Source organism: Gelidibacter gilvus (assembly GCF_004115975.1).
Taxonomy (GTDB): Bacteria; Bacteroidota; Bacteroidia; order Flavobacteriales; family Flavobacteriaceae; genus Gelidibacter; species Gelidibacter gilvus.
Map to the genome: position 1 here is coordinate 141,533 of NZ_SDDZ01000005.1, position 18,227 is coordinate 159,759.

The window sequence follows — 18,227 nt, forward strand, 5'->3', positions numbered from 1 at the left end:
GTTTTTTAAGCTTTTTCAAAGGTATCTAAATGAACCTAAAAAGGAAACTAGAAGTAAATTAAATCGTAAAATCTGAATTATTTAAGGCTTTTAGCTTTGACATTCTACTTTCTATTATTGACAAATCGGCGTCATTTTTCTGATTTTCAATGGCATCCTGATACAAATTTCTAATTTCCTTCAGGATGGTCTTTTTATAGTCTTGATCAAAGTCATCAGCTTGTTGTAGCAAAAACTCCAACATCATGAACAGTTTTTGTACCACAATAATATCGTGCTTACAATACGTCCGCATTGCCGCCATAACGCTATACATCAGTGTTTCAAAAGTCACCGTTTTAATACTCACATAGGCATTATCATCGTCATCAAACAAATAGCTACTATCCCTTTTTTTCATCCGAAGGGAAAACAACTCGGTCATATAATCAATGGCATTAATGGCAGTTCCTGGATCATTGATTCCTGGAGACATCGCTTTTAATGCTATTTCTGTGATTTGCTTAAATGCCAACACATAATTTTCTTCAACAAGTTCATTCTTTGAAAAATGAAAACAGTCCAACACATCTGCAATGGCATCAGCGTCCAATTGAGCTCCAGAATAATTAAGAAGCGGCTGTCCTTTAAAAACATAGGTACCTTTAATTTGAATAATTTCAATTTTCACCTGCTTTTCTTTCGCAAATTCAGCTAAGGAATTTAAACTCACATCTTGGAAATAACCGGATTTCGCACAAACCACTGCATTCCAATCTGAAGTATCCGGAAACCTGATTTCTGTAGTTTTCTCATTGTCGATAAGGGCACTTAACCTTTTATAAGCTTTATCGAAAATCTTATCCATGATAGTCCCCACCTGAATTTGTTGCGATATGGAATGGATGAAGTATATAAAAGCAGCCAAACAAACCGTCATAAAAATAATGGCCAACAATACTGAAAATCCAGGAAGTTGATATTTATCGCCGTGCGGTGTTATGGAAACCAAAGTGAAGATGCAGTATAACAGCGTGGCATTGTAAATCCCTAAAATAATCTGATGTCTTCGGTTCGAAATCAGCCCTGGAAGCAGACGCGGCGAAAAGTTACTAGAAGCCTGATTGAGCAAGATCATGACCAAAGAAAAGCTGAAAACCATAATAGAAATCAAACCGCCGATAAAAGTGGTCAAAAGATCTCTTGCAGTATCAATATTATTAATCACCAAAAGCGGGGCATTTTCAACCAAATATTCCGATACGCCCCAACTTTCAAGATAATACATGAAAAAAGCAAAAAACAAACCACCCAAACTGATCAATGATGGATAGAAGGCAATATTGCTCTCCAACTTGATAATATATTCCAGAAGATTGTAAAGATGTTTTTTCATAATTTACTTTAATAATTGCCCTGTAGGTTATCGGACTTTTTAAAAATTAAAACCGAGACCGAATGAAAATCGTGATCCATCTTCGCCAGTAAACAAATTGAATGTTCCTGATAACGATTTTGCCGCTGTAATTCTCAAACCTCCTCCATAATCGTTATGCCATTTATTAGAAAAGTCACCTTTCATCCACACCCTCCCTAGATCTCCCCCACCAAAAATGGTGATCTGCAAAGGTAACAATCGTGTTGTTATGGAAGGAAAACTATAACGCACATCAGCACTTGCGACCATGGCATTTTTTCCTGTAAAACGTTCTGCCCTGTAGCCTCTCATTCCGGATTCTCCACCGATATTCGCTGCCTGATAGAAAAGAAAGTTATTTCCAAATCGGAACTGGGCGCGAACATCCGTTTTGAGCACTAGGGTGTTATCTTTGGTCAGGGCGTTATAGAAACCAATATTGGAATTAAGATACCCATACACCTCATCAATGTCCTGCAGATTGGTTTTGGCACCCATATTTAAATTAAAAACCATGCCTTTACTAGGGTTGATTCTGTCGTCGGCCGCAAAATAGTCATACTCAGCCTCTAATGCTCCAAAATACTGCCTCTCATAAAACTCTTGATTAGTTGCGGGCTGAAAAGTAGTAATAAACCTATCGGGAGAATCTTCTAATTGAATGCCTTCAAAAATGGCTCTGAATCCATAATCACTACCAAATGCAGAACGCTTAACAATACCAATCTGACCACTATAGATGCTTTTTTTAACACGGTTGAAGTTATAACTATCCGCATCATAAACCGTTTCATTGCCATAGTCAAAAAAGTTAGTGGTGTAAGATGGTGTTGTGAACATACCTCCCACGTTCAAATTCCAATCTAAAAAGAAATTGGCAAACTCCCCTTCATAATCCAATCTAAAACCATTTGTATCAAAAGCAAATTGTGCATCAATAGCGTGCTGTTGAGAATATGGATTGCGCTGAAATCCGTTAACCGTATAGACTGCCGAAGCGCCCAACAAAACACCAACGTCAGGATTGACACTCAAACCTGGCGTCATTGAGAATGTTTTTGTTCGGGTTTTTTCGAAATTATAGACGTTCAAATTATAGACATCCGTAAATTTAACGGTCGCCCCACTTTTTTCTACTAGCGTATTCTCTTTCGATTTATGGTCATAGATCTTAATTCTTTTACCGTTTTTAATATCGTAAACATCGTGACCTTGGCCACCCACGATCCGAGTAAAAATTAACTGTTTGCCTTTCCCATTGACTTCAAAATGATCATCGCCATTCAGTCCATAAATCCATAGTTCCTTGGTTTCATTACTATCATAGGTACGATCAATAAAAGGTTCAAGAATAGCACCATTATGGAGTGTTGAAATTTTCACTTGTGTTAAACCATTATCAAGTCTGGTAATTTCAAAGTGGTCGTCCTTATCCGTTCCTGTCAATACGACCAATTCATTTAAGTAGTCATAATACCTCGCAGCGATATCTTCCAAATTACCTCTACGTCCTTTTAACTTCAGTTTGATGTCATCAATGATGCTGTCTTGAACTTCAACAGGAATTTTTTGAAAGGCTTTTTCTATGACATCATCGGTAATATTTTCTTGAAGAAATTTGGCTTGTTTCAACCACGCTTCCCTGCCGGATTGTTGTAAGAGCGCCCGATCAAGCTTTACACCTGCGCTGTTCATCCATTTTATATCTTCCAGAGTTTCATCATATACCTGAAGTTGGCGTGAAGATCCCGAAATGATTTTTACAAGATCCAGCAAAACCCCGTCAAAATTTGAAAACACCTGATCCCGATGCCTTGGAATGGGCTTATAGACTCGATCTCCATTTTCCTGGTTAAATCGCGCCCATCGCCATTGATCTTGATGCCGGTCCCAATCGCCAACAAGCATATCAAATAAACGTGCCCTGACATAAGCATTTTCATCAATTTTGTACTTTTCGTCTTCTCTCACTTTTTCGAGAATATCGTAGGTACTTTCAATATCATCAGCAAATCCAAAATTACGTTCGTCGGTATAGGTTTCCTCAGGTCGCTCTTCTATCATATATAATTGATCGCCGTATTCGGCATTGAATTCACCTAAATAACGATGCTTGGGAATATAAAATATTTTCGGATTGGTATGGTATATTTTGGCTGCATCAGACAAGTCTGGAATCGCCATAAAAGCATACGGATGGGCTGAAGTATAAAAGTCTAAAATCAGACTTTCGATTTCTGTTTGCTCATAATCATCGGGTATATAAGAGTTTCTGGAAAGCACCTTTTCTAAATATTGCGTACTACTTTTACGCAATGCCCTCATATTCAATTCCCTTCCGTCTTTTGTTTTGAGTCGTAAAGATTTGGCTTGGTGCCCGCCTCCTGAGCGCAACACTTTTAGACCTCCGTAAAGGGTGTCTAAAGTAGCTACAGGCACTTTTATAGGGGTGCTGTAAACATCCCGATAGTCTTCCCCCAAAAGCAATGTGTATAGTGGCGATTGATCAGTTTTTTCATCCGTATAAATGGAAACTTCAACCTCATTTGGAAAAGATTCGGGTAAGACTGAGGTATCATATTGCTTTTTAGGCGGGTACACTTCCTTTTGAAACAATAGATGTGGCTTGTTGTTCTCAGCACCAAAATATTGCACCCAAGAGCTGCCGTCCTTAAACACTGTAAGCACAGCAAAGCCCTGAAGACCATAGGCAAATACGCCGTGTGCCTTTAGATTAACCTGCCCAGTTTTTGAACCAGAACCGGATACAATTTGTTTGATGTTTCCGTTGTCAATGTATTGCAACGTATGCTCATGTCCAGAGACAAAAACAATGTTGCCATTTTCTGTCGCCAAATTTTCCAAACGATGCATCAAGTCATTATAAAGTTCATTATACCGATCCTGAATGGAAACACCACCTTGAGCTCTAATTTGCGCCACTAAGGATGCCAAACCAGGCATTGGGATTTTTTTCTGAAGGGGAAATAAATGTTTTTCTAAAGCAAACTGGCCGCCATGTGTACTATTCGTGTACATAGGGTGGTGCATCGCAAAGACGATGGTTTTGCCTTGCGCATTTTTTATTTCGCTCTCTAATTCCAACAGGAGACGTTCTCGGGTTTTAATAACGCAATCCTCATTTATGGTAGGATGGCGGTCCCAGTTTTCGAGATACCACTGCGTATCGATGATAATCATGTGAATGGTTTCGCTTACTTCAATGGTTTTTAGAGGACAACCGTTTTCAGGAAAAAAGCTATTTTCATCAAGAGCCTCCTTGATGTACTGTTCTTGCAATCGCACCCCGGTGACTCCACCCGAATACCATTCATGGTTACCGGGAATGAAGATACTCTGACCCTTAAAAGGCTCTACCGCTTTCACTTGGGCATTCAGCATGTTTTCTGCGGCACCTCTGTATTTATGTTCTATATGAGGCAGGCCGGAAGGATAAATATTATCTCCCAAAAACAAGGTATAATCGTCTTGGGTATCCTTATCAGAAATAAAATCCTTAAATGCAGTCAATCCTTGTGACATCCCATTCATTGGAGACAAACCCGCGTCACCAACCAAATAGAAAACCTTGTCCACTTCCTTTTCTGGAAATATATTTTGTAGGTGGTTTGTATCTAAATATTGCGGTTTATAGGAGGCACAGGCATTAATAAATAAGACAGTTAAAAGAATTAAGGGAAGTTTTTTAATCGTGTTCATTAATATTTGACTTATTTTTTAAATGTCTTTTCTGAGGGCGTTTATAATTAGTAAAAAGAAGTAAACGCCTGGTATTTACGAGTCATTTACTTCTTAGTATTTTGATTTGCATTCAATTAGGAACGTTTTAAGGAAATCATTTATAAAAAGAAACGTTTCTATTTTATTAGCAACAAATTAATTTATTTAGATGACCTGTCAAATTGAATGTCTGCTTATTTTAAGAAATTATTTCTGTTTCTATAACAATCTCGCTTAATAGTGTTCTATGAACTGGACATCTTGAGGAAATCTCTTTTAATCTTTCTTGTTGTGAATCATCCCAGTTACCGACAAATTTAAGTTTTTTCAATAGGTGGTCAAAACGAGCTGGTTTCTCCAATTCTTGCATCAAATCTTCACTATGTTTTTTGGAATAGGTGATATATACGAACACTTCCTGAAGATCCCATTTCTTTCGTTCGGCATAAAGTTTTAAAGTCATTACGGTACATGCGGCCAATCCTGCACTCAAATAATCATAAGGAGAAGGCCCGTAATCATCGCCTCCAACACTCTTGGGTTCATCAGCAATAAAACTATGATTTTTAGTTTGTAAGGTGGTTGTGAAATTATCCTCCAAAAGATTTAAATGCCCCACCAACTGCTCACCTTCTGTATTTAAAATAGCATGGTTACTGGTATCAAAATAACCTTGAACCCAAGCGCCTATCAAATTACCAACATAATTACTATCCTTTTCCTTCAGTAATAAATGATCGGCATCATCCAGACTGACAAAACTTTTAGGATGGAATGCATTTATAAAAAGTTCTTGTGCGTTGTCAATCCCCACGACCTTGTCAAACGGCGCGTGCATAATCAGGAGGGGTCTACGAAGTTGTTTTGTTATTGCTGGCAAGTCGGTCTTATCAAAATCATCCACAAATTTTTGATTTATTTTAAAAGGTCGTCCTCCAATATTAACCTTTACATCACCCTTTTCTGCTATCTCATCAAACTGGTGTGAAAAATGTCGTTTTACATGCTCCGTAGTTGATGGTGCACCAATAGTGGCCACAGCTTTTACGTTATCAAGTTGTGACGCTGCTACAATCACAGCCGCACCGCCAAGAGAGTGCCCAACAAGTAATGATGGTGCTTCATAATGTTCTTTCATATAGTCATTAACTGCCAAAAGGTCTTCCACGTTGGCCGAAAAATGACTGTCTGCAAACTCGCCTTCACTTTGGCCCAAGCCCGTGAAATCAAAGCGCACAACACCAAAACCATGTGCGGTCAAAGCCCTACTAATATTTATAACAGGTTTTAAACTACTGCTGCAGGTAAAGCAATGGGCAAAAATGGCATAGTTATTAGGCTTTTGATTTGGAGGAAGTTCCAAATAGGCTTGCAGTTGAAGTCCTTTGGAGTTCTGGATATTGAGTTTTGTGCTTTGCATAATACAATTGGTTTAATTTTTTAAATGAACGACTTTTCTAGGGTCTACAAATCCTGAGAATTGTTGCAATAGCAATTTCAATTTCGGATTGATAAAGGTTTCACAAAACGGTTTTTCAGGATTATTAAAATAGTAATTTTTAAAGTTTTCTTCTGAGGATTCAAAATTTTTAAACGGCAATACCTTTGTGATCAATTCATCATTAAAATTTCTTTGAAACCCCACCATTAAAGAGTTCACTTCCTCTTGTTGCACATCGTCAAACGTATATATTGCCGATCTATATTTTTCGCGCATGGAATGGTTGGATCTACTGCTGTGTGTTAACAAATGTATTTCAATTAAAGTTGGAAGGGTGATGCATCTAAAATTAAAATGAACGATAACGGCTTCTGAAAAGTCATTATTTGGTTTTGTAGAAGCCACAAATCCCTGTTCAACTTTCTCAACACCTTCAAGCGACTGAAAAACCGCTTCAGTGCACCAATGACATCCGCCACCAAAACCAATCTTAGAAGTTTTTATGACCATTAAGTTCTATGATTTGACTTCAATACCTTTCCAGAAAGCGACGTAATTTTTGATAGCTTGAGCTTTGTCGGAAACTTCAGGATAATACCAAGCGGCGTCCTTATTCTGTTTGCCATCAACCTCGATCGTGTAATAGGAAGCTTCACCCTTCCACGGACATGTGCTATGGGATTCACTCGTATTGAAAAATTCTTTTTTGATACTGTCATGCGGAAAATAATGGTTGTTTTCTACTACAACCGTGGCGTCACTTTCCGCAATAATCTTATGGTTCCAAATGGCTTTCATATTTAATTTTTTTATATTTTAATTTTCCAGAACCGCAATGTTCGCAAAGAATTACCCTTATTCGAAATATGAGAAAGTCTCAAACATTGAAATCAAATAAACGGTTGATCAAATCTTTCGTAATGACAGGTGTAACCGTCTGGCTTTCTAAGCAGATAATCTTGGTGTTCTGGTTCTGCCGGCCAAAATTTAGAATAAGGTTCTAAGGTCGTTACGACCTCACCATCCCATCTTTGAGAATTGTTTACAATGCTGATAACTTCTTCGGCCTCTGCCTTTTCTTCGTCATTCTGAAAAAATATGGCCGAACGGTAGCTCGAACCCATATCATTTCCCTGTTGATCAACGGTTGTAGGATTATGGATTCTAAAAAAATAATCCAGAATATGTTTAAATGAGGTGACATTTGGATCATAAGTAATTTCAATACCTTCTGCGTGACCTGGATGATTTCTGTAAGTTGGATGCTCGTTGTCGCCTCCAATATATCCAACTTCGGTGTCGATGATACCTGGACGGACTCTAAACAAGTCTTCCATTCCCCAGAAACAGCCGCCGGCTATATATGCTTTTTTATTTGTGCTCATTGTTTGTATGTTGAATTGCTAATTAATTTTTTATTGTTACTCTCGTTATGTTGTTATGAACTGCAGGATAACATGGAAGAACCTACTTTGTGGCGTGCCCATTCCGGACGCTTTGCAAACCATTTTTGATGTTTGGGTTGATCTTCATAAGGCTGTTTCAATAGTTGAAATAGCTCATCGATGCCTGTATAATCCCCTTCATCGGCTTTGTCAATCGCCAATTGTGACATATAATTTCGAAGCACATATTTAGGATTAACAGCGTTCATTTGCGATTTTCTTTCTGAATCTGGAATCGATTCTGATTGTAATCTTTCTGCATAGCGATCAAACCAAGCATTCCATTGTTGAAGGATGGTATCCAATAGTTCTGTGGGCACATAAAATGCCTCGTTAATAATTGTGAGACCTTCAGAAGCTTCATCCTTTTTAAAATTACCCAAATTTCGGAAGAAAATGGTCATATCAGTTTCCGTTACTTGTAATACATCTTCTAAATCCTGCATTAACAAGTGATCTGATGCATTTTCAGTTTTCAATCCTAATTTTGAACGCATCATCTTTAAGGATTCTGACTCAAAATCGGTCGTGTATTTTTCTAAAATAGTTTCGATAGCCTTCGCATCCTCAATCAATGGAAACAGTGTATTGGCAAGCTGGTATAAGTTCCACAATCCCATATTGGGCTGATTGCCGTATCTATAGCGTTTATGTTGACGATCTGTTGTATTGGGTGTCCAACCAAAATCAAAACCTTCGAGCCATCCATAAGGCCCATAATCAATGGTCAGCCCCAGAATGGACATGTTGTCGGTATTCAAAACCCCGTGTACAAAGCCAACCCGCTGCCAATGAATGATCATATCCAAGGTGCGCTGGGTAACTTCGGCAAAAAATTGGAGGTAGGTTTCTTTGGACGGTTTCCCCAAATGCGGAAAATGCTGATTTATGGTGAAATCCATTAAGATTTTTAAAGTCTTGTGATCTTGGCGTGAGGCGAAGATTTCATAGCTTCCAAATCGCAGAAAACTTGGCGAGACCCGGCTGACAATCGCGCCTTTTTCAAAATCTGGATGGCCGTCGTACATCACATCTCGCAAAACCTTATCTCCAGATAAAGCTAAGGACAAAGCTCTTGTGGTGGGCACCCCCAAATAATGCATGGCCTCACTGCATAAATACTCCCTGATTGAGGAACGCAAGACTGCCAAACCATCGCCAGAGCGGGAATATGGGGTTTCTCCAGCGCCTTTCAGCTGTACGACCCAGCTTTTATTTTCATGTTCTACCTCAAATAAATTAATGGCACGCCCATCTCCCAACTGCCCTGCCCAATTCCCAAATTGATGCCCACCATAACACATAGCATAAGGTGTGGTGTTTTCCAAAACCTTATTTCCAGTCATGACTTTCAAAAACTCTTCAGATTTAGCATCAGCCTGTGTAAGTCCTAATTTATCAAGCATTTCTGGTGAAACATGCAACAATTGCGGATTAGAGGTTTGTTTTGGGGTCACATACGAAAAACACGCTTCAGTCACCTGTCGCCTTGTATTTTCCAAATTGGAATCTGCTGGTAGTTGTGTGGTGAATTTATCTTTTATATTGAGTTTCATTAATTGTATTTTTTGTTAAGACCTCTCAGGTCTTGAAAACCTGAAAGGTCTATTTAAATTTCAGAACAAGAATTCTGAATGTCATTATCGCTTATTTTATAATGGCATTCCATTTTTCACTATTTCTGGCGACGGATTTTATATAGTCACAAACCGCAACGGCTTGATAACCTTCTTCGGTTAATTTCTCAAAAGTCTTTTCTACGAGTACTTTCCCAATGCCTTGTCCACGGATATTAAATGGCACTTCACTATACTCCAAATACATTTTTCCGTCTTTTAGCGTATAGTCCACTGTTGCATCCTCGCCATCAACTTCCATAGTAAATTGACGCTTGTCTTTATCGTGTATCACTTTCATATTTCTGATGTTTTATAATTAAACTATAATTTATAATTAAACTTACATGGTTTTTACCTGTCCGCCGAAGGAGGAAAACCTTGCAGGTTGAGGTTGCACGATTTTATCGGCGTGCATTTTACGTAACCTGGCCAATTTAGGGGTTATGACTGCACTACAATACCCAGCGGTTGGATTGTTGGCATAGTAATTTTGGTGAACCTCTTCTGCTTTATGAAAAGTTTCTAAAGGACTGATTTCCGTCATGATGGGCTTATCATAAGATGGTGCTATGTCATTGGCCACCAATTCGGCAATCTGCTTTTGTTTTTCATTGTGATAAAAAATAACAGAGCGGTATTGCGTCCCAATATCCGCACCTTGTCCGTTCAATATGGTAGGATCATGATTGGTCATAAAAACGATCAACAAATCCTTATAACTGATAGCAGAAGAATCAAAACTCACCTGAACTACTTCAGCATGACCTGTCAACCCCGAACATACTTCTCTGTAGGTAGGTGTCCCAGGAACCGTGCCACCCATATAACCTGACACCGCTGTATCAACCCCGTTAATTTCATTAAAAATCGCTTCAATACACCAAAAACAACCACCTCCAACAGTCATCATTTCTGAATTTTTATCCGACATAATCTTTCTATTAATTGATCACACTTCCTTTTTAGAAGTCTCCATAACCATAGATTCAGAATTGACACAATAACGCAAACCGCTTGGTTCTGGCCCGTCAGGAAACACATGTCCTAAATGGGCATCACAAACATTGCACATCACTTCAACCCTGACCATTCCAAATGAGGTGTCCCTCTCATATTTTATGGCATTTTCTTTAATAGGCTGGGTAAAACTTGGCCAGCCTGAACTGGATTTAAATTTTATAGTGGAGTCAAACAAAGGCGTATTGCAGCACAAACAATTGTATTGACCTTCATCATAGACATTGCAATGCGCACCTGTTCCGGGAGCTTCGGTACCTTTTTGTCTTGCCACCCTAAATTGTTCTGGAGTCAACAGTTCTCGCCATTCAGCCTCTGATTTTTCAACTCTCTTTTCTGGTTCTGGATTTCCTTTTACGGCAAATTCCATCACATTCTTCCATGTAAGCATAATGTTTAAGTATTTTTCTTAAAGTTAAAAAATATTATATGTATTTGGTCGGGTTTTAACGTTTTGCATTACAAATAGTAGTCAATGAATCCAAATTCTTCACTTATTTTTTAGTACTTTGTATGAGAAATTTTTTACATCAAATTTATGGCCGATATCATCACAAAAACTGAAAATTTTGTATTTAATCTGTTTAAGGAAGACTTACCCAACACCTTTCTTTACCATAATTTCACGCATACAAAACGCGTATTGCGAAGCGTGAATGAGATTCTTGATAATTCTGAGGTCACTGCTGATGATTCCAAAATTCTCCAACTTGCTGCCTTACTTCACGATACTGGCTACATCAAGAAAAGAGAGGACCATGAAGAAGAAAGTGTTAAGATAGCCACCAAATTCCTGGAAGAACAACAAGTAGACAAGTCTATTATTGACGCCGTCAATAAATGTATTATGGGAACTAAATTTAAGGACACTCCAAAAACTGAACTCGAAAGAATAATCAGAGATGCTGATGCCTCTCATTTCGGTAAGGACTATTTCAACGAAGCAAGTGAGTTTTTGCGAAAAGAGTTGGAATTACAAGAGGTTAAAACCTATACAACTTCAGAATGGCTGGCAGAAAACATTGAAGTGCTGTCACAAAAACATCAATTTTATACCGATTATGCCTTAAGAAATTGGCAGCAACAAAAGGAGATTAATTTAGCTGAGCTCATCAGATCCAAAAGGAAAGAAAAAAAGAAGCACAAGAAAGAACAAATGAAGGCGCAGTTTAAAGCAAAAGCCAAGGATGCGAGTCCGGAGCGCGCCATTCAGTCGTTTTATAGAACTGCCTTGAGGAATCATATCAAATTAAGTGATATTGCCGATACAAAAGCTAACATCTTATTGTCAGTTAATGCAATTATCATATCGTTGATGCTCTCCACTTTGTTCTCAAAATTTGACAATCCAGCCAATCAATTTTTAATTGTACCAACTATTATCTTAATGCTCTCCAGCATTACCTCTATGATTCTATCCATCATCGCGACACGACCAAATATCACCAGCGGGGAATTCACGAAAGATGATGTAAAAAACCAAAAAGTGAACCTGACCTTTTTTGGTAATTTCCATAAAATGAAACTTGAAGATTTTGAATGGGCAATTACTGAGCTTTTAAAAGATAAAAATTACGTCTACAGTTCCTTGACAAAGGATCTTTACTTTTTAGGAAAGGTTTTGGATCGAAAATATCGCATTTTAAGAGTGACCTATACCGTCTTTATGGTGGGCATGATTATATCCGTCATTGCTTTTGCCGTTTCTTTTAAATTCTCACCAAACGCTAATATTGATGAAGTTTTAAAATCAGGAGACCAAGCCATAAACATCATTGAACCTCAGCAAAGAACATCGCAAAATTATTATGTTTAGGATTGGATTTCATTGATCAAATCATCATAGGTAAAATAGTGATTTTCCTTATGATGATTGTACAAAATAGGTACTCGAATGGCTTTTAAACCAGCGATGCCCTGAAGATCTTCCAATTCCAGCAATTCAATAGGGGTGTCAAATACTTTTTTAAATTGTAAGAATTTAATGTATTTCAGGTAAGCCTCCTCATCCTCTTTCTGAGAATATATGATGGTCAATTTACCATTTACGGTCACGCGTTCATTTGTACCCTTAATGAGCGCTTTGTCCACTCGTTTTTTAACCACCTCATAACTTGCATTGTAGGTGCCATACACATCAAATTGTTTCTCATCCATCCTAAATTGAATGGTCAAAGGTTTATTGAACACCAAAACCATTGAGGCCACATCAACAGATGAAGGATAATCGGGTTTGTTTCTATAAAACTCATTCTCCATTTCGCACATGACCTGGAGCTGCCAAAGCCTTAAATTATAAAGATATATTTTATGGAAACCATACTCTTTTGTTATGGATTCTCCGATGTACATATTATGTTCCACGCCATCTGTTTTATAACGCTCAAAATAATGTGGATACATGTGTTGCGCTTCCACTTGTTTATGATCAAGAATATGGGTCATATTTTTGTTGATCATGGCAATGGTATCATCATAGTTTTTCTGATGATAATATATGAGATTTAAACTCCTGTCTATTTTAGCGAAATAATTCTCAATATGCTTCCGAAGCGCATTATTCTTTTGCTCAATAAACTCAAACAAAGGATGGATTTCATTTTCAAAAAAGCTACCGATTTCTTGCTCACTATCGACTATAAACTGATGATCCAAGGAATTAAAAAAGACCTCTAACTGATGTAACAATTGCTCATAAATAGGTAAGCGTTCCTTTTTTAATTGCGCTTCAATTATTTCTTTTGACAAACTTAATTGTAAGGACAAATCCTGTCGTGTCGCCTCATTTCTCGTTTCCGAAGAGCCCATAACATCAATTTGTCCAAAGAGTGGATAGACATCTTCAAAAGTAATTTCTTCAAAAGCAACGGTCTTGCCTTCAATTCTTTTATTGTCAAGAAAAGCCCGCGCAGCATTCTCAAATCTCCAGGACACACTTGGGTGAATGGAGGTGCACTCTTGCTGAATAACAGCTTCAATCAAATGTTTTTCCTCCTCTTTTGATCGCAACACTGAAGACACAATAAAAGGCATGACGTCTCTCAATAAATTAGCATTCACGCTGTTGAGTTCATCTACTTTATGGGAAACTATCTCCAACACTCCCAACAACCCCCCTTCACTGGAGATGGGTGCGAAGATGGCACTCTTAATATTCTGATCGTATAAATTTTTATAGAATGGCTCGTGCGACTTGTGATAGCATTGTTCCACATCCAAAATTGAAAAATATTCTTTCTCGGTAATAAGTGATTTGTAAGAATCGCCACAAAGCGCACTCTGACAAGGCACTATGGCCGTATCCGTAAGCAGATAACTCTCAATAAACTTTCCTTCAACGCGTTCAAAAGTCTGACTTTCCTTATTATATATAACAAAACCCACTTTTAGATTTTTAATATTGAATAAAGATTCAAACGTTACTTGAAAATCATCAATGAAATTATCATTCTTCCGTTTTCCAGAGATCAACAACGTGGACTTGATATCAGAAATTGACCGATCATCGGTAACATCAAAAATATTGTTAATCGTAAAACCTTTATAAATATAACTATGGGGAGGAAATTTCTCTCGCCATAAATCAATATCCTCAAAATTACCCAACAACAAACGGTAATCTTCTTCAGTGATCTCTGGTGCTGACGCTGTTTTCACAACCTCGGCAAAATCGGCATTGAACAAGATTTTATAAGTTCGTAAAATCCCCTTGGCATCTGGGATCTCGTAAAAGAGAGACCTTTTAAAACTCATCTGATAGCCATAATAAAAGTATAAAATGATGGTACAGGCTACCCTGTAATGATCATCTTCGGGCATATTGGAGATTTTTAAACTAAAATCCTGACCGGCGTTTTCAACGATGGATTTGAATCGTGATGACGCATTGAAATTGAGGTCGTGCAACGGCATTGATGCCGTCTTGATTTCGTTTAGGGTGAGAACCTCGCTGAAAGAATCCTCAAGAATGATCTGGATTTCCTTTTGATAAGTCTCCAGCAATGTAGGATCACTGAAACCATCTCTTAGCTCAGGAACAGAATTCCCAGCTTGCAACACACGCTCCGCTTTTTCGACCATAAAAGGATCATCACTTTGCGCCATTGTCTCATAACGCTCCAAAAGCTTGTCGAAACTTATTTTGAGCGCTAACGGCGAATCCAATTGATCATTGATATCTCTCATAACTTTTACATCTTCTCAAATTTACGACTTTTTGAGGAGGCTATAAAAAAAGAATCGCGCCGCTTTAAATAAAACGCCACGATTCTTTGATTAGCCAAACCAATTGATATAAAAGAGCCATCTTAACCTAAAACGTTCTGACATGAGGTTTTACAATAGACTGAAATTCTGTTAGATTCGTGTCAAAATTTTTAGCGGTTAAAGTTAGATCCACTTAAAACAGATAGTTTCAACTTTATTTGAGACCAATGAAAAATTAAAAAAGCCCAGCTTGCTCCTTAATTCACTTAATATTATTTCAACTCTAATAGCACCATATCAAATTCGGAATCCACTTTAACTTCACCATTTTCAACCACCACATCTTGATTAGAATAGGCATCACGCAATGGCGTACCATGTTCAAACAATCTGCCCACGTTTAAAGTTTTAGGACCCTTTGGAAGATCTAAACCTATAATGACCAAATCTTCATAATCATCTAAAGTATAGCTTCTATAAAACACATACGGACTTTCGGTGATCATTTGATGAACCCCAGCGCCCACGGCAGGATGGTTTTTTCTGAACTGACCCAATTTTTGCCAATGGTTTAAAATCGATTGGGTATTTTCGTCAGATGCCATCTGATCCCAGTTCATAAAAGATCTTAAGGTGGCATCACCGACAGTTCCCTCTATAACCAAGGATCTCGCAGATTCATCACCATAATAAATTTGTGACGTTCCAGGAGCCAATAATAATTTTGTAGCAGTTTCAAACGATTTTTCTCGTTTAGGATCAAAAGGTTCACCATCGTCATGTGACGATAAATAATTTAAGACGCCAAAATCTTTCAAGTCACCATCAAGTTTGTTCGTGTATTTATTGAACAGACTTTCATAATCGAGTTTTGCGGCATGATATTTAAATTCAAAATTGATCAAACTGTTAAACGCATCCTCAAAATAATTAATAGAGGTACCCCCAAGATCATAAGATGTCCCTGTTGAAATGCCATAACCATAAACTTCTCCTACCAAGTAAAATTCGTTGTCATCCAATACGGCCTCTGGATTGTTGGTTTTCCATTCGTTAAAGGCGAAATCACATGCCGCTCTAAACTCTGTCCAAACAGTTTCCTCAACGTGCTTTACCGTATCTACGCGATAGCCATCAATTCCAAACTCGGTAATATAATCCGTTAGCCATTTTATGATATAAAAACGTGGTGCTCTGGGATGTCCAGTACGCTCAAAAAAAGCATCCAACTCGGCAACTTCCTGTTCATAACGCCCTTCGTTTTTCCATTTTTCAACAAGTTGTGGCGGCAAATCAACAGCGTCATCACTTTCTGTTTTAATATCTGGAAGATTTTTCACCAGCGTACATGAAATGGTCGAATCATAAGATGTATAATCGCAGGTAGGATCTGTACGCACCCACTCGTCGGGCCAAACAGGATCCACTGGGGTAACCGGACCTGTATGATTGATTACGGCATCCAGTAAAATCCGAATTCCTCTTTTATGTGCTGCGGCAACCAAAGCTTTTAAATCTTCCTTAGTCCCGAAATTTGGATCAATAGCCGTCCAATCTTTGGTCCAATATCCATGAAATCCGTAAGTAATGCCCGTGCCTTCATCGGTGCCGCCATGGATTTGCTCTACAATAGGCGTCATCCAAATAGCGTTAATACCTAAGTCGGAAAAATACCCGTCCTCTATTTTTTGTGTGATGCCTTTTAAATCACCTCCTTCAAAACCTCTTAATTTGCCGGTTTCTTTTGTCCGATCAAAATTTACATCATTTGAGGTATCGCCATTATTAAAACGGTCCGTCAGCAAAAAATATAGGTTGGCACCTTCCCAAATAAAAGGCGCTTCTTTTTTCTCTTTTATTGTCATCAATTTATTCTCTTCTTTACAGCTTAATAAAACGAAGCTACAAAGAAAACACCATAAAAAATTCCTCATAATTAATTTGTTAAGATTCGATATTCCCAAGGCTTTAAAACAAGCACATTGTCATTCATTTCGATAGGATCATTAGTCATATAATCTGTAAAACTTCCTTTTAGAGGCGCAGCAAACGACTGCTCTTTATTTGAAAAATTCCCAACAAAAGTGACGGTGATATTATTTTTGCTCCGTTGAAATGCCAATACCTTATCGTTTGTAGTTTCCAGATTTTTATAAGATGCTGGATTTTTCCCACCATTTAAAGCAGGGTTTGTATTTTTCAACTTTCCGAGTTTTTCAAGCAAAGGCCACATTTTTGCTTTCGTTTTAGGAATGGAATCCTTTTCGAAAAACTTCAATCGGTGGTCCAAATCATACTCCATGCCTGAATAGATCAACGGCATTCCTGGGATCACGTAACTAAACGCGGTCATTAACGGTGCAGCGCCTTTCATACGTTCATTGATGGTGCCATTCCATGAATTTTCGTCGTGGTTGGTTACAAAGTTCATAATAATATCATCTTTTTCGTAGATGGACTCAATTTCCGCCCATCGGTCCTTCCAAGCGTCTAAACCTTTTTCTCCTTTAGCCATAGCATTCATGGCGTGATGTGTATCCCATCCATAAACCGCATCAAACAAATCATCTTTTGCCAATTCAGGTTCCCAAGCTTCAGCCAACATAAAGATGTCTTTTGTTTCTCTGAGTTGCGGAATCGCCTCTTGCCAAAAATCTGTTGGAACAGAGCCAGCCACATCACATCTAAATCCGTCAACACCTTCTTCCTTCAACCAATATTGCATGTCGGCAATCATTTCTTTGCGCATCTCTTTATTGTCATAATTCAAATCGGCTACATCCGTCCAATCCGTATCTACGGGATGTGTGATGTTGCCATCTTTATCCTTTGTATAATAATCTGGATGACTTTTGATCCATTCATGATCCCAACCTGTGTGGTTTGGCACCCAGTCCAAAATAACATAAATGCCATTTTCATGCGCAGTTTTGACCAAATTTCTAAAGTCTTCAAGGGTTCCAAACTCTGGATTGATTTTGGTGAAATCGGATACGGCATAATAACTGCCCAGGTATTTTGATTGCTCCGCTTCTGGAAAATCGGAGGCAAATTTACTGTCCTCTCCACCGGTAGCTTTACGTTTGGTTTCGCTGATTGGAAAAATTGGCATCAACCAAATCACTTTAACGCCCAGTTCTTTTAACTGCGGAATATCTTTTGTGAATTCATCAAAATGTCCCGAAGGCGAGTATTGCCGAATGTTGGCCTCATAAATAACGGCAGTTTCCAACACGGCATCGCTAATGGGTTGAATTTCCTCCTGAGTCGCTTCTGCAATGATAGCTTCAACTTTCTTTTCCTCTTTGCAAGCAACAATCAGCATAAAACTGAAGACTGCCAAAATGATTTTTTTCATGGTA

14 protein-coding genes are annotated in these 18,227 nt (G+C 38.2%); 1 reads left to right on the forward strand and 13 read right to left on the reverse strand.

Annotated elements, in window-relative coordinates:
• Positions 1–58: 58 nt before the first annotated feature.
• From ESZ48_RS10575 to msrB, 10 genes are all read right to left on the reverse strand, one after another.
• Positions 59–1,375 (reverse strand): DUF2254 domain-containing protein, encoded by a 1,317-nt coding sequence (locus ESZ48_RS10575; RefSeq protein WP_129017438.1) that lies wholly within the window; start codon positions 1,373–1,375, stop codon positions 59–61.
• A gap of 39 nt (positions 1,376–1,414) precedes the next feature.
• Positions 1,415–5,116, reverse strand: coding sequence for a metallophosphoesterase (locus ESZ48_RS10580; RefSeq protein ID WP_129017440.1), 3,702 nt, complete (start codon positions 5,114–5,116; stop codon positions 1,415–1,417).
• A 220-nt stretch (positions 5,117–5,336) separates the two neighbouring features.
• Complete coding sequence (locus ESZ48_RS10585) at positions 5,337–6,557, reverse strand: bifunctional alpha/beta hydrolase/OsmC family protein (protein ID WP_129017442.1); 1,221 nt, start codon at positions 6,555–6,557, stop codon at positions 5,337–5,339.
• Between the two features lie 12 nt (positions 6,558–6,569).
• Entirely contained in the window at positions 6,570–7,088 is a 519-nt protein-coding gene (locus ESZ48_RS10590) for a peptide-methionine (S)-S-oxide reductase (protein ID WP_129017444.1), read from the reverse strand.
• Positions 7,089–7,094: 6 nt separating this feature from the next.
• Entirely contained in the window at positions 7,095–7,376 is a 282-nt protein-coding gene (locus tag ESZ48_RS10595; RefSeq protein WP_129017446.1) for a DUF427 domain-containing protein, read from the reverse strand.
• Positions 7,377–7,468: 92 nt separating this feature from the next.
• The gene (msrA, locus tag ESZ48_RS10600) at positions 7,469–7,963 is read right to left on the reverse strand and encodes a peptide-methionine (S)-S-oxide reductase MsrA (protein WP_129017448.1); all 495 of its coding nucleotides are present in this window, start codon (positions 7,961–7,963) and stop codon (positions 7,469–7,471) included.
• Between the two features lie 53 nt (positions 7,964–8,016).
• Entirely contained in the window at positions 8,017–9,579 is a 1,563-nt protein-coding gene (locus ESZ48_RS10605; protein WP_129017450.1) for a protein adenylyltransferase SelO, read from the reverse strand.
• A gap of 91 nt (positions 9,580–9,670) precedes the next feature.
• Positions 9,671–9,940: a GNAT family N-acetyltransferase gene (locus tag ESZ48_RS10610; RefSeq protein ID WP_129017452.1), complete on the reverse strand. Its 270-nt coding sequence runs from the start codon at positions 9,938–9,940 to the stop codon at positions 9,671–9,673.
• 42 nt (positions 9,941–9,982) lie between these two features.
• The gene (gene msrA / locus ESZ48_RS10615) at positions 9,983–10,573 is read right to left on the reverse strand and encodes a peptide-methionine (S)-S-oxide reductase MsrA (RefSeq protein ID WP_129017454.1); all 591 of its coding nucleotides are present in this window, start codon (positions 10,571–10,573) and stop codon (positions 9,983–9,985) included.
• Between the two features lie 18 nt (positions 10,574–10,591).
• A complete protein-coding gene (gene msrB, locus ESZ48_RS10620) occupies positions 10,592–11,050 on the reverse strand; it encodes a peptide-methionine (R)-S-oxide reductase MsrB (protein WP_129017456.1) in 459 nt (152 codons plus the stop codon).
• Positions 11,051–11,197: 147 nt separating this feature from the next.
• Between msrB and ESZ48_RS10625 the strand changes: the two genes are divergently transcribed.
• Positions 11,198–12,475, forward strand: coding sequence for a Pycsar system effector family protein (locus tag ESZ48_RS10625; protein ID WP_129017457.1), 1,278 nt, complete (start codon positions 11,198–11,200; stop codon positions 12,473–12,475).
• Here the strand turns inward: ESZ48_RS10625 and ESZ48_RS10630 are convergent.
• The 3 genes from ESZ48_RS10630 to ESZ48_RS10640 form a co-directional block, all read right to left on the reverse strand.
• A complete protein-coding gene (locus tag ESZ48_RS10630) occupies positions 12,472–14,844 on the reverse strand; it encodes a GAF domain-containing protein (protein WP_129017459.1) in 2,373 nt (790 codons plus the stop codon). The genes ESZ48_RS10625 and ESZ48_RS10630 overlap by 4 nt on opposite strands.
• 293 nt (positions 14,845–15,137) lie before the next feature.
• A complete protein-coding gene (locus tag ESZ48_RS10635; protein WP_129017461.1) occupies positions 15,138–16,799 on the reverse strand; it encodes an alpha-amylase family glycosyl hydrolase in 1,662 nt (553 codons plus the stop codon).
• Between the two features lie 2 nt (positions 16,800–16,801).
• Positions 16,802–18,223: an alpha-amylase family glycosyl hydrolase gene (locus ESZ48_RS10640; RefSeq protein WP_129017463.1), complete on the reverse strand. Its 1,422-nt coding sequence runs from the start codon at positions 18,221–18,223 to the stop codon at positions 16,802–16,804.
• Positions 18,224–18,227 lie beyond the last annotated feature (4 nt).